This window comes from Ornithinimicrobium jinqii, assembly GCF_045032595.1.
In the GTDB taxonomy this organism is placed as follows: Bacteria; Actinomycetota; Actinomycetes; order Actinomycetales; family Dermatophilaceae; genus Ornithinicoccus.
The window spans coordinates 128,217-140,897 of sequence record NZ_JBJFZS010000004.1; the positions used below are offsets into that span (position 1 = coordinate 128,217).

At 72.0% G+C, this 12,681-nt stretch carries 14 protein-coding genes; 7 read left to right on the forward strand and 7 right to left on the reverse strand.

The window, feature by feature from the left end:
* Positions 1–42: 42 nt before the first annotated feature.
* The 4 genes from nrdR to ACI3ET_RS01890 form a co-directional block, all read right to left on the reverse strand.
* Positions 43–519: a transcriptional regulator NrdR gene (nrdR, locus tag ACI3ET_RS01875; RefSeq protein WP_405031251.1), complete on the reverse strand. Its 477-nt coding sequence runs from the start codon at positions 517–519 to the stop codon at positions 43–45.
* Between the two features lie 402 nt (positions 520–921).
* A complete protein-coding gene (locus tag ACI3ET_RS01880; RefSeq protein WP_405031252.1) occupies positions 922–2,073 on the reverse strand; it encodes an excalibur calcium-binding domain-containing protein in 1,152 nt (383 codons plus the stop codon).
* Between the two features lie 196 nt (positions 2,074–2,269).
* Positions 2,270–2,890 carry a GyrI-like domain-containing protein gene (locus ACI3ET_RS01885; protein ID WP_405031253.1) on the reverse strand — a complete coding sequence of 207 codons (621 nt, stop codon included), beginning with the start codon at positions 2,888–2,890 and terminating at the stop codon, positions 2,270–2,272.
* Positions 2,891–2,906: 16 nt separating this feature from the next.
* Positions 2,907–4,328, reverse strand: coding sequence for a serine hydrolase (locus ACI3ET_RS01890; protein ID WP_405031254.1), 1,422 nt, complete (start codon positions 4,326–4,328; stop codon positions 2,907–2,909).
* A 134-nt stretch (positions 4,329–4,462) separates the two neighbouring features.
* On the opposite strand from ACI3ET_RS01890, the gene ACI3ET_RS01895 reads away from it, so the two are divergent.
* The 4 genes from ACI3ET_RS01895 (at position 4,463) to ACI3ET_RS01910 (ending at position 7,901) form a co-directional block, all read left to right on the forward strand.
* Complete coding sequence (locus ACI3ET_RS01895; protein WP_405031255.1) at positions 4,463–5,797, forward strand: HNH endonuclease signature motif containing protein; 1,335 nt, start codon at positions 4,463–4,465, stop codon at positions 5,795–5,797.
* Positions 5,798–5,894: 97 nt separating this feature from the next.
* On the forward strand, positions 5,895–7,025 hold the full coding sequence (locus ACI3ET_RS01900; RefSeq protein WP_405031256.1) for an N-acetylglucosamine-6-phosphate deacetylase: 1,131 nt from the start codon (positions 5,895–5,897) through the stop codon (positions 7,023–7,025).
* A gap of 33 nt (positions 7,026–7,058) precedes the next feature.
* A complete protein-coding gene (locus ACI3ET_RS01905; RefSeq protein ID WP_405031257.1) occupies positions 7,059–7,391 on the forward strand; it encodes an ArsR/SmtB family transcription factor in 333 nt (110 codons plus the stop codon).
* Between the two features lie 3 nt (positions 7,392–7,394).
* On the forward strand, positions 7,395–7,901 hold the full coding sequence (locus ACI3ET_RS01910; RefSeq protein WP_405031258.1) for an SRPBCC family protein: 507 nt from the start codon (positions 7,395–7,397) through the stop codon (positions 7,899–7,901).
* Between the two features lie 137 nt (positions 7,902–8,038).
* On the opposite strand, the gene ACI3ET_RS01915 is transcribed toward ACI3ET_RS01910, so the two are convergent.
* From ACI3ET_RS01915 to ACI3ET_RS01925, 3 genes are all read right to left on the reverse strand, one after another.
* Complete coding sequence (locus tag ACI3ET_RS01915; RefSeq protein ID WP_405031259.1) at positions 8,039–8,605, reverse strand: dsRBD fold-containing protein; 567 nt, start codon at positions 8,603–8,605, stop codon at positions 8,039–8,041.
* Complete coding sequence (locus tag ACI3ET_RS01920; RefSeq protein ID WP_405031260.1) at positions 8,602–9,024, reverse strand: Hsp20/alpha crystallin family protein; 423 nt, start codon at positions 9,022–9,024, stop codon at positions 8,602–8,604. The genes ACI3ET_RS01915 and ACI3ET_RS01920 overlap by 4 nt, the downstream gene beginning before the upstream one ends.
* A gap of 148 nt (positions 9,025–9,172) precedes the next feature.
* Positions 9,173–9,898, reverse strand: a complete 726-nt coding sequence (locus ACI3ET_RS01925; RefSeq protein WP_405031261.1) for a polyamine aminopropyltransferase — start codon at positions 9,896–9,898, stop codon at positions 9,173–9,175.
* Between the two features lie 84 nt (positions 9,899–9,982).
* Here ACI3ET_RS01925 and ACI3ET_RS01930 point away from each other — a divergent pair, with 84 nt between their 5' ends.
* From ACI3ET_RS01930 to ACI3ET_RS01940, 3 genes are all read left to right on the forward strand, one after another.
* Positions 9,983–11,314, forward strand: coding sequence for a VOC family protein (locus ACI3ET_RS01930; protein WP_405031262.1), 1,332 nt, complete (start codon positions 9,983–9,985; stop codon positions 11,312–11,314).
* A 66-nt stretch (positions 11,315–11,380) separates the two neighbouring features.
* Positions 11,381–11,722 (forward strand): PadR family transcriptional regulator, encoded by a 342-nt coding sequence (locus tag ACI3ET_RS01935; RefSeq protein ID WP_405031263.1) that lies wholly within the window; start codon positions 11,381–11,383, stop codon positions 11,720–11,722.
* Positions 11,719–12,678, forward strand: coding sequence for an HAAS signaling domain-containing protein (locus ACI3ET_RS01940; RefSeq protein ID WP_405031264.1), 960 nt, complete (start codon positions 11,719–11,721; stop codon positions 12,676–12,678). Before ACI3ET_RS01935 ends, ACI3ET_RS01940 begins: the two co-directional genes overlap by 4 nt.
* The last annotated feature ends 3 nt before the right edge of the window (positions 12,679–12,681 follow it).

Consider the following 12,681-nt stretch of genomic DNA (forward strand, 5'->3'; position numbering starts at 1 on the left):
AGCTCTGACACACCCGATCCGGCACGGGCCGGGTGTGTCGAGCTACGGCATACGCCTGGGAACGGGTGCTGCCTCGCGCTCGGTGCGCAGCAGCGTGATGGCCGACTCGAAGTCGTCGAGCGAGTCGAAGGCCTGGTAGACGGAGGCGAAGCGGAGGTAGGCGACCTCGTCGAGGGAGCGCAGCGGCTCCAGGATCGCCAGGCCGACCTCGTGCGCGTCGACCTCCGCCTGCCCGAGCGTGCGGATCGACTCCTCGACCTGCTGGGCGAGGAGCTGGAGCTGGGCGTCGGTCACCGGTCGTCCCTGGCAGGCCTTGCGGACCCCGGTGATGACCTTGTCGCGGCTGAAGGGCTCCGTCGCCCCGGACCGCTTGATGACCGACAGGGTGGCCGTCTCGACGGTGCCGAACCGGCGCCCGCACTCGGGGCACTGACGACGCCGCCGGATGACGGTGCCGTCCTCCTGGACGCGGGAGTCGACCACGCGGGAGTCGGTGTGACGGCAGAACGGGCAGTGCACGCTGACCTCCTCCTCGCGAGGGTCTGGCAGGCGCCGGGAGCGGCGGCCTGTGGGTGGGGCTGGGGACGGACTGTGGACGACCTGTGCGTAGGCACGGATCCCCTGTGCACAACATGTGGAGGAACCACAGTTATGTAACTACTAGATGTAGGGATGTTATGCCCGTGACCCCCTAGATGCAAGGGGTTGGCGAGGGTCGTTCCGCGCGGGGTGCGGAGAAGCGCGGAGCGGTGCGGGAAGCGGCTCCGAAGTCACGGCGTGTCGGGGGCAGGTCGGCGTGTCGCGCCGCTCTCACGGCACGAGCGGCAGCCTGCGTATCGCAGTCGATCGGGAGAAGTGGCCTGCGCGGGATCCCGGTCCGAGCGCACGGCCTGCCCCAGCGCTCGAGCCAGGGCCGGGCACTCACCCCTCGCAGCCCACGCCGTCGCGGTCGCGGTCCAGATGGGTGCCGTAGCCGGGCTGCCCGATATAGACCGGGGCGGCACCGGCAGCTCGCGCGGCGGTGCAGTTCTCGTAGTAGACGTAGGCCGGGACCAGCGGCTGGATCTGAGCCGGGGGCGGCGGCGGGGCCTGCTGCTGCGCCTGACGCTCAGCCTCGGCCTCTGCCTGCCGCTGCGCCTCTTCATCGGCCGCTGCCTGCGCCTGCCGCTCGGCCTCGGAGTCGGCAGCTGCCTGCGCTGCGTCCGCCTGTCGCTGTGCCTCGGCGGCGGCCTCCTCGGCCTGGATCCGGGCCTCCTCCTCGGCCTTCTTCTCGGCCTCCGCCTCCTCGGCGGCCCTGGCCTCCGCCTCTTCCTTCTCCTTGGCCTTCTCTGCGGCTATGCGCTCGCCCTCCTCTGCGCGCTGCTTCGCAGTCTCCTCGGCTTGACGCTTCGCCTCCTCCTCGGCCTTGACTCGCTCGGCCTTCGCAATCGCCGCTTCGGGCGCTGCTGCTGCCCGACCCTGCAGCACTACGACCTCCCCCCGCAGGACCTGCAGCTCGGCAACGGTCAGACCCGCAGCGGCGAGCGTCCCCGCCTCGGCACCGTCTATCAGCGCGAGGATCGCCGCGCCCTCGGCCACGACGGTGTCTGCGGCCTGCTGCGCCGCGGCGGGATCCTCGGCCGAGGCGGCCTCGACCGCGGCGACGGAACCGGCATACCCCTGGATCCGCGACGCGAAGGTGCAGGTGAGGTCCGGGCTGAACATGCCCGCCTGGGCGGTCTTGCCCTCCTCGTAGGCGGCCGCCACCTCGTCGTAGAACTTGCGGTTCGGCTCAAAGAGGACGGGTATGCCGAGGCCGCGGCGGGCGAGCTCGGCGTTGATGAACAGGTCGTCCTCGAAGACACCGGCCAGCTCGCGGTCGTAGCGGTCGTGGAGCTCGACGTCGAACTCCAGGCGCACGACGTCGCCCGGCTGGAGGAGGTCGCTGAGGGCCTGCGTCGCCTCCGGGCCCAGACACTCGACCGCCTTGCCGGGGTGCTTGGTCTCGGGGGTGTCGATGTTGAGCAGCCGCACGCGGTGCTCGCTCCCGTCGTAGCGGACGTCGATGGTGTCCCCGTCGACGACCTTCACCACGCGGGCCTGGTCAGGCCCTGCGCCGCCCATCGCTGAGTACGCGGCCCCTCCCCCCACCAGGACGGCTCCTCCAACGAGCACACTGACCACGACGGACCCGAACGACGGCACTGTTGCCCCTGTTTCCCCTGCTGCGGATGAGATCAGGGACATCCTCGCTGGTCAGTGAGGGGCTTTGGCCGCGTGACGACGTTCGTCACCAGATCGTTATGACCGGTTGCCGAAGTATTGTGCGCTGCTTCTCGGGGGCGACCCTGCGGAAGTCGCTGAGATAGATCTCGTGGTGCTTGCCGACCATCTGGAGTCCCTGGCCAGGGATGAACTCGTCGTGCATCTGCGCGAGCACCTCGGCCTCCTGGTCGAAGGAGCCGACATGCAGCGTCTGGACGCACCGCCCCTCGGAGAGCATCTCGAGCCGGAGATCGTCGAGGCGGGCTGGTCTGTTCTTGGCTGCTGCCTCCTCCGCGGCCTCGGTGAACAAGTCCGGTTCGATCCACGGTGGGACCATCAGCATCAGCGTCCAGTGCCACCGCGCCTTGTCACGCGCGACGGTGAAGACGCTCATGTCGTCGCCCCACCACAGGCCCTCCAGGGGCGGGATGACATAGTCGCGCCCGAGGGTCGACCTGCTGGCGAACTTGAGCTTGTAGGCCACCGGGTAGAGCGTTTCGATCGCGTCCCCGAAAGCTGGAGAGGTATTCGGGTCGCCATGACCGTCGATCATCAGGTAGCGCATGTCCGGCACCTCGAGGACCCGGAACTCCGCCCGTTTCGCCCGGTACGCATCGAGCGTCTTGAAGTCGACCTTGTCCGTCATCGGAACCACCCTTTCGTCACTCGTCGCCGGACAACCGGCGCAGCATCGTCGTCGCCTCGTCGTCGTCCGGGTCCAGCTCGACCGATCGCCGCAGATGCTCGACGGCAGTCTGCCGGTGGCCGTCGATCTGGTGGGCCCAGCCCGTCATGAACCACGAGACGGCGGACCGCGGCTGGACGAGGCGCCACAGCTCCAGGAGAGGCCACGCGAGGTCGGTGCGATGCACCTCGATCAGGCCCCACACCGCGTCCGCGAAGCCCTCCTCGACGTCGACGGTCGGCGGGTCCGCCGCCGCCAGCTGCCGGTAGAGGTCGGAGGCCGCGTGCACGTCATACCCCTCGAGCACGGGGGCCAGCGGCACGGTCACCGGCGGCAGCGGCGGCGGGGGCGGCTCGAGCCCCAGGAGCGTGTCCAGCGCCGCCCTGGTCAGCGTCGTGATCGGGGCGGTGTTGCCGTTGGTCAGGACGGTGACGCCGAGGCCGAGGTCGGGCAGCAGCACCAGGTTGCTCTCGAAGCCGGGGTCGCTGCCGGAGTGGCTCACCGCGGCGTGCTCGCGATAGCTCCCCCGGAACCAGCCGTACGCCATCTGCGCCTGCAGCTCGCCCCACCCGGTCTCGATCTGGGGCTCCCACATCACCTCGTGCGTCTGCGGCGACATGAGTCCGGCACCGCCCGCCAGGTGGGCGACCATCCACCGCCCCATCTCGGCGGCGCTGCTGTGCAGGCTGGAGCTCGGTGCGTGCCTGCGCGTGTAGGGGTAGGACCCATCCACGACGCGCGGTGGCAGACCAAGGTGGGGCCCGGCACCCAGGTGCGGCGGGACGTCGGCCCGCAGGAAGGTGCTCGTCCGCATCCCGACCGGGTCCAGCACCCGCTCCTGGAGCGCCTTCTCGAAGGACTGCCCGCACGTGGTCGCGACGAGGTGACCGAGCAGCTCGTACGCCGCGTTGGAGTAGGCGAACCCCGCGCCCGGGTCGCGCTCGAGCGTCCACCCAGCGACCCGGGCCGCGAAGCGCGCCAGCGCCCCGTCGTCGAGCTCCGGCTCGTGCCACCCGTAGTCGGTCACGTCACCCAGCCCCGACCGGTGGGACAGCAGGTGCCGCAGCGTGATCTGCGCGGCGCGCGGGTCCCCCCAGGGAAGATCGGGCAGGTATGCCGTGATGTCGGCATCGAGGGCCAGCTCGCCGGTCTGGACCATCTGCAGCGCGGCGGTGGCCACGAAGGTCTTCGAGATCGAGGCCAGGTGGAACAGCGTGTCCGCCGTGACCGGCTCACCGGTGGCGCGGTCCCGGGTGCCGAACCCGCGGGCGGCGACCTGGTCCCCGTGGCGCACCACGCAGAGCGCCACCCCGGGCAGCGCCCAGCTGTCGACGAGGCCGTCGACGAACGGCCACAGCAGCGACTCGATGCGGTGCTCGGTGTCCGGCACGCGACTCACGTGTCGACGCTACCTGCCGGCGGTGCGACCGGCCAGGGGTCAGTCCCAGGTGCGAACGCGTCATGCATCTGTGCCGGCACCTCGGGCTTGTGTCGGTCGGGGGGTCTGTCGGTGGGTGTCCATACAGTTGTTCTATGCATGCGACGTGGGGTGGTGAGTTGCTCCGGACGACGATGGACGAGGTCCGGATCGGGTCGCTGCCTGCGGTGGGTCTGCCGGGGGAGGTGTTCGCGGGGTCGGTGCGTCAGGCCGGGCGGGAGGCCACCTCCGCGGACCTCGCCGCGCGGGACGCGGCCCGTTTGCAGGACACGGAGGTGCGGGTGGGTCTGGGGCTGCTGACGTTCGCGTGCCAGGCGCTGCTGCACGCCCGGCTGCGGCTGGCGTGCGAGGTCGCCGAGCGGGGCCTGCACACGGCCGAGGGGTTCGCCCTGGTCGACTGGCTGGCGCTGCGCTGCCCGGACCTGGACCAGGGCAGCGTGCGTGACCTGGGGCGCCTGGCGACCGCGGCCCGCGAAGGGGTCCACGCCCCGCTGCTGACCGCGGTTCTGGGTCGGGGTATGCCGTTGGCGCGGGCCGGGCGGATCCACCGGGCCCTGGCCCGGGTCCGGTGGCCGCTCTCGCCGGAGGAGTACGCCGCTGCCGTGCAGCTCCTCGCCGATGCGGGGTCCAACCCGTTGTTCGAGGACGCCGACATCGCCCGGATCATCGCCGAGCTGCTGCGGGCCTGCCTGCCGGAGAAGGACCACGAGGCGCGCAGGAAGGCCCAGCACGCGCTGCGGGACGTGCACGAGTCGTCGCTGGCCGACGGGTCCGTGAAGCGGATCATCATGACGTTCGGCGACGACGCCGACTACGAGGCGGTGCGGGCGATCCTGCGCTCCCCCCTGGCGGCACCAGCGTCGAAGGAGGAGCTGGAGGCCACCGGAGAGGAGGACCCGCGCACCCCGGGCAACCGCCGGTACGACGCGTTCATGACCGTCATCCGCCGTGGTGTGGCCGGCACCAGGGGCCAGCCCACCACGCCCAAGGCCATGCTGCTGGTGACCCTGGACTTCGAGACCCTCAAGCGCCAGCTCGCCCAGTCCCAGGGGAACGCGCCCGGCTGCGGTGCGACGCTGGACGGTGCCTCGGTCAGCGCGGAGACGATCCGCCGCCTGGCGTGCGAGGCCGACCTCGTCCCGATGGTCCTCGGTGGCGCCGGCGAGGTCCTGGACCAGGGCCGCCGGCACCGTCTCGTCACCCCCGGCCAGCGGGTTCGCCTCGCCGTCCGCGACCGGGGCTGCACGATCCCGGGGTGCACCGTGCCCGCCACCTGGTGCGACGCCCACCACGTCGTGCCCTGGTCCCACGGCGGACGCTCCGACCTGTCCAACTACGCCCTGCTCTGCCCCCGCCACCACACCTGGGTGCACGAGACGGGACGCACGGCGACGGTGAGCGCCTCCGGCGTGACGTGGCACCTGTTATGACCCCGCCCCGCACCCGGCCCACCACGGGCCGGGTCACAACCATGCCCGGGGACGGCCCCGAGGGCGCCGGGCCACGCCACCCGGTAGCGTCGCGACGGTGATCGAGGTCCGTGCCGAGCGCATGCTCCACGCCGACGGGTCGTTGGCACCGGGGTGGGTGCAGGTGGAGGGCGAGCGGGTGGTGGACGTGTGCCGTGCCGCACCGGGTGGGTCCTCGAGCGAGACCGTCCCCGTCCTGTCCCCCGGCTTCGTCGACATCCACGGCCACGGCGGAGGCGGGTTCTCCTACGACGACCCCGAGCCGGACCACGTCCTGACGGCGCTGGCCGCGCACCGTCGCCACGGCACGACCACCGCGGTGGCGAGCCTGGTGACGCACTCGGGCGAGGTGCTCCATACCCAGGTCCGGAGGCTGGCCGAGCTGGTGCGGGCCGGTGAGCTCGCCGGGGTCCACCTCGAGGGGCCCTGCCTGAGCCCGGAGCACAGGGGGGCGCACGCGCAGCGGTGGCTCACCGGCCCCCGCGACCTCGACCTTGTCGCCCTGGCCGAGCCGGGCGTGGTCCGGATGGTCACGCTCGCACCAGAGCTGCCGGACGCGCTGGAGACCGTCGCACGGCTCGTGGCCCGCGGCCTCGTGGTGGCGGTCGGCCACACCGCTGCCGACGCCGACACCACCCGGCGCGCCTTCGACGCCGGCGCCCGGGTGGTCACCCACCTCTTCAACGCGATGCCGCCGATGCACCACCGGGCCCCCGGGCCGGTGCCCGTGGCGCTCAACGACCCGCGTGTGGTCGTCGAGCTCGTCGCCGACGGGCACCACGTGGCGCCCGAGGTGCTGCTGCTCGCGTGCCGGGCCGCCCCCGGCCGCGTGGCCCTGGTGACGGACGCGATGGCCGGCGCTGCGGCGGCCGACGGCGACTACCCGCTCGGCGAGCTCACTTCGACGGTGCGCGACGGCGTGGCCCGCATCGGTGCGGACGGCCCGATCGCGGGCAGCACGCTGACGATGGACCAGGCGGTCCGGACGCTGGTCGGTGCCGGCTGCGACCCCGCCGAGGCGTTGCGGTCCGCCACCGCGACACCGGCTCGCGCCCTGGGTCTGGGCGGGGTCGGCGTGCTGGAGCCAGGTGCCCTCGCCGACCTCGTGGTGCTGGACGACGACCTGTCGGTCGTGAGGGTCATGCGGCGCGGACGCTGGCTGCCCGACCCCTCCCCAGGTGGGGGTTGACAACATACAACCGTCTGGTTGTATGTTGGTCCCGTGACCGACGACGAGGACCGGGCCGACGCCCTGTTCCACGCCCTCTCCGACCGGACGAGGCGCGACATCCTGCGCCGCGTGCTCGCCGGGGAGCACTCGGTCACGAATCTCGCGGAGAAGTACGACATGAGCTTCGCCGCGGTGCAGAAGCACGTCGCCGTGCTCGATCGGGCCGGCCTGGTGACCAAGAGGCGTGACGGTCGCCAGGCGCTGGCCAGCGGTGACGTGCGGGCGGTGCGGTCGGTGGGCTCGATGCTCACCGAGCTGGAGTCGATCTGGCGCGGCCGCATCTCACGGATCGACGAACTGTTCACCACCCCCGAGAAGGACTGAGCCATGCCTGTCACCGATGTCACCCACGACCTCGACGCCCGCACCATCACGATCGTCGCGGACTTCGCGGAGCCCGTGGAGCGGGTCTTCGAGGTGTATGCGGACCCGCGCCAGCTGGAGCGGGTCTGGGGCCCCCCTGACTACCCGGCGACCGTCGTCGACCACGAGCTCGCGCCCGGCGGTCGGGTCACCTACTACATGACCGGACCGGAGGGCGAGAAGTTCTGCGGCTACTGGAGGGTCGAGACCGTCGACCGCCCGAGCGGGTTCACCTTCCTCGACGGGTTCGCCGACGAGGACTTCACCCCCAGCCCCGACCTGCCGGAGTCGCACAACGCCTTCGCGTTCACCGAGCACGACGGCGGCACCCGGGCGACGTACGTCAGCACCTACGCCAGCGCCGAGGCCCTGCAGCAGGTGCTGGCGATGGGCGTGCTCGAGGGCGCGTCGGGCGCGATCAACCAGATCGACGACCTGCTCGCGGCGCGGGACTGGGCAAGCCACAGGTGAGCCCGGGTCGACGGTGACCGGAGCCCCCGTCCCACTACCCGGCAGACATCGTTCTTCCCGCTGGATATTTCCGGCGGGAAGAACGATGTGAGCCGGGTAGTCGGGGGATCAGGTGGCCGACTACCCGGCAGCCTCTCTCAGGTGGGTCTGACCTGAGCGTCCTCACCGGTGACGGCCGCGATGTCGGTCTCCGCGGTCGCCATGAGCGTGTCGGCCAGGTGTCGCAGCGCACGTGCCACGGCCACCTCGTCCCCGATCTCCGGCACCGACGGGTCCCGGTATGCCCGATGGCTCTGCCCGCTGGCCCGGAGGTGCTCCGGGGAGTCCGCCAGGAGGACCGCCTGCGCACGGGTGTCGTCGCCGGACTCGTAGAGCGAGATGCGCACCGACCACTCCCGCACGTGCGGGGCCGTGGCTCCGGCCGCCTCTTGCGACCCCGGGGCGACGGTGCTGGTCGAAGCAGCGGCAGGCTCGGCCGCGGCCGACGCGCCACCGGTCGTGGTGGTCTCCTCGTCGTCGTCGCTCGAGACCCGCAGCACGGCGCCCGGGCCGGGGAAGATCAGGCCGGTGTGCCCGTCGGACCACTCGACGACGAACGGCGGCCCGCCGTCGTCCCCGCGCACCTCGACGACCCGGCCGTCCCTCGTCGGCTCCCCGACGTGGCTCGCCGCCAGGACGATGCGGTCTCCTGGTTGCGCCTTCATGACCGCTTCACCGGCACGGTCGTCGCTTCCTGCTTCTCGCCGCTCGACGTCGGCACCCGCACCTCGAGCACCCCGTCGGTGTAGGAGGCCTCGATGCGGTCGACGTCCGCACCCTCCGGGAGGCTCACGCTGCGCTGGAACGAGCCGTAGTGGAACTCCTCGTGGTTGCGGTCCTTCTTCTCCTCACGGCGCTCCCCACTGATCGTGAGCATGCCGCCCTGGACGGTGACCGAGATGTCCTTGTCCGGATCCATCCCGGGAACCTCCGCGCGCAGGACGTACGTGCCGTCCTCGACGAAGTCCTCCACACGGAGGTACGGCGCCAGACCCACCCCGCGCCGGGCTTTCGGGGCGCCGAGGTCCAGCCACTCCAGCATGTCGGCGAGCGGGCTCGTCGTGCGTGCCACCTGCTTGTTCATCGTCGTCCTCCCTGTCGAGGGAGGCGACCCTGCCCCCCGTACCTCGATGATCCTCCGAAAGCCCCCGCAGCGCGAGGGGTCGAGGGCCAGGACGGCGCCACTGTGACCAACGAGACGTCCGCTGCGGAGACACCAGGAAGGACCTGGTCTAGCGCTGGTCGACCTGCCTGGTCGCCAGGTAGACCGTGTTGGTGGCCGTGCGGTCCTGCAGGGGGTTCGGGAACTCGACGACCTCCGCGACGACGTCGGTGAAGACGGACCGCAGGATGTCCAGGTAGCTCTCGTCGGGCGGGTCGTTGGACCACAACGCGTAGACGCCACCAGGACGCAGGTGGCCAGCCAGCGCCTCGGTCCCCTCTCGCCGGTAGAAGGACGAGCTGCCGTCGGCCAGGAGGTGCTGCGGGGAGTGGTCGATGTCGACGATGACCGCGTCCGCGAGCGCCCCCGTGCCATCGGGGTCGAACCCGCCGGCGGCAGACATGGCGAAGAAGTCGCCGTGCACCAGGTGGCACCGGGGGTCGGCGGTCAGGACCGGGCCGAGGGGGACCAAGCCTTGCTGGTGCCAGGCGATGACGGGCTCGAGCGCGTCGACCACGACCAGCTCGGCGACCCGGTCGTCCTCCAGCACCGCACGGGCGGTGTAGCCCAGACCCAGACCCCCCACGACGACGCGCAGGTCGCGACCGCCGAGCCGCGCCAGCGCCAACCGCGCCAGCTCCTCCTCCGCGACGGTGAACATGCTCGACATCAGGAACTCCTCGCCGAGCTTGACCTCGTGCACCTCGGTCCCGGTGACCGGCTCCCGACGACGCCGCAGGCTCACCTCCCCGATGGGGGTCTGGGCCCAGGCCAGCTCCTCGAACCGTGCTCTCACGTCGTGTCTCCGCTCATGCGGTCAGCGTAGGGCGGAGGACATCGCGGACCACCCCTGACCGCCGGCCGTGGCACGCTGACCCCCATGGACGAACCCGCGCAGACCCTGACGGCCCGGCAGTTCCAGGAGGCGGGCGGCCTCGAGGACTGGAGGGTGCTCGGCATCGGCGCGAGCGCGTGGTTCGACGCGCCCACCCACAGCGCCGGGGCGGCGCTGGCCCGTCGGCTCCCCGACCTCGCGGCGCAGCGCGCGGACGGGTCGGGGACGACCCTGGTCGACCTCGACGTCCGCGCCAACGGCATACGCGTCCGGCTCCCCCTCACCCCGACCGACGGTGGGTTCACCGAGGCGCACGTGACCACGGCACGCGCCGTGTCCACCGCAGCAGCGGAGCTCGGGCTGCGTGCCGACCCCTCCGCGGTGCAGGACGTGCAGCTGGCCTTCGACGTCCTCGACCGGTCGGCCGTGCTGCCGTTCTGGGAGTCGGTGCTCGGCTACGAGGCGGTCGGCGAGGAGGACCTGCTCGACCCGCTGCGCCGCCACCCGCCGATCTGGTTCCAGGACCAGGACGCGCCACGCCCCCTGCGCAACCGCGTGCACCTCGACGTCGTCACCCCGCAGCCGACGGCGGTCGCCGCGGTCGGGGCGGCGAGCACGGGCGGCCTGCGGGTCGACGAGCACGGCTACTACGCGACGGTCGCCGACGCCGAGGGCAACGAGGTCGACCTGCTGCCGCTCCCCGGCGGCTCGGACCGGTGGGGCGGGCCGGAGACGGAGGACTGGAGGCTCGTCTTCGCAGCGATGGCCTGCTACCCCACGGGCTCCCCCCGGCAGTCGGCCGAGCTCGCCGAGGTGGTGGCCGCCCTCGCGGACGAGGCGCACCTGCCGCTGGGCATCGACCTGCGCCCGGGCCTGGTCGTGGTCGACAGCGGTAAGGACCGGTGGGAGGAGGACGAGGGGTATGCCGTGCTGGCGGCCCGGGCGCAGGAGGCGGCACGCGCGCTGGGGCTGACGGCCGACACGACCCGCCCGCGCTTCGTGCAGGTCGGCATCGACGCCGTCGACATCCCCGCGGTCCGAGGGTTCTGGCGGGCGGTGCTGGGCTACGTCGAGGACCCGCGCCCGGGCGTGACCGACATCGTGGACCCGCGCCAGCTCGCCATCCCCTTCTTCTTCCAGGACCTGGACGCCTCGGACCAGGCACGGCGGGAGCAGCGCAACCGCATCCACGTCGACCTGTTCGTGCCGGACGACCAGGCGGCGGCCCGGGTCGAGGCGGGGCTGGCGGCCGGTGGGCGCATGGTGCGCGACTCCGGGGCTCCCGCGTGGTGGACGCTGGCCGACCCCGAGGGCAACGAGGTCGACGTCGCGGTGTCGGTCGGTCGCGAGGAGGCGTGGGCGGCGGCCGCCGGCTGAGCCAGTTACGGGCGAAGACGGCGCGCGCACTGGACAGTGGTGTGTGTCGCACACTATTGTGGAGGCATGCTTCCGGACGACGTGCTGACCCAGCACCTGCAGGAGCTGCGCAGGGGGACCGTGGTCCTCGCTGCGCTGGAGATGCTGACGGAGCCGCGCTACGGCTACGAGCTGCTGGCCCACCTGGAGAAGGCCGGCTTCGTCATCGAGGGCAACACCCTGTACCCGCTGCTGCGCCGCCTGGAGAAGCAGGAGCTGCTCACCAGCGAGTGGAACACGCAGGAGTCGCGCCCCCGCAAGTACTACGACATCACGGCAACCGGGCGGACACTCCTGGACCGGCTGCTCACCGAGTGGGGGGCGCTCGACGCCGCCGTCACCGGGCTGAGGAAAGGACCACGCGCATGACCACGCCCACCACGACGCTCACCGACCGCTACGTCGACGCCGTCACGCGGCGGCTGCCCGAGGCGTCCCGCGACGACGTCGGGCGTGAGCTGCGCGCGACGATCCTCGACACCGTCGAGTCCCGCCCGGACCTCGACCGGGAGGTCGCCGAGCGGGAGGCGCTCGTCGCGCTCGGCGACCCCGAGCGGCTCGCGGCGTCCTACTCCGGCCACGGCCTCTACCTCATCGGGCCCTCCGTGTTCCTGCTGTGGCGTCGGGTCCTGCTCGTGCTGCTCAGCATCGTGCCGGCGGTCGTGGCCGGGGTGACGATCGTGGTCGCGATCCTCGAGGGCGCCGAGGACGTGATCCAGGTCCTCGCCGAGGCCCTCGGGTCGGCGTGGGAGGCGGCGCTCCAGGTCGGGCTCTGGACCACGCTCGGCTTCGCGATCGCCGAGCGGAACGACGCGGCACGCGAGGGGCTGGAGGACGGTCTGTCGAGGGGGCGGGGCTGGACGCCGGACGACCTGCCCGAGCCGAGCGCGCCACGGGTCTCCCGGGGTGACGCGATCGGCGGTCTCGTGGTCGCGTCCGTGCTCGCGGCCCTCGTCGGCCTCGGTCCCAACCCGCTCGCCAGGGTGGACGGGGAACCGGTCCCGCTGTTCACCGACGAGGCCTACTCGGGTCGCTGGATGCTCGTCGTCGTCCTGCTGGTCTGGGCCGCGATCGAGCTGGGCAAGCTCGTCCGGGGTCGCTGGACCTGGTCGCTGGCCGTGGTCAACGTCGTCCAGAACGTCGCGTTCGTGGCCCTGGTCGCCTGGTGGCTGCTGCGTGACGGCCTCTTCAACGACACCATCGTGGAGCGAGTGTGGGTCGGTGAGCCACAGACCTGGCGCGTGCTCCTGCTCGTGCTCATGGGCGGCATCGCCCTGTGGGACTCGGTCGACTCGGTCTGGAAGGCGCATCGGCAGGCCCGTTAGGTT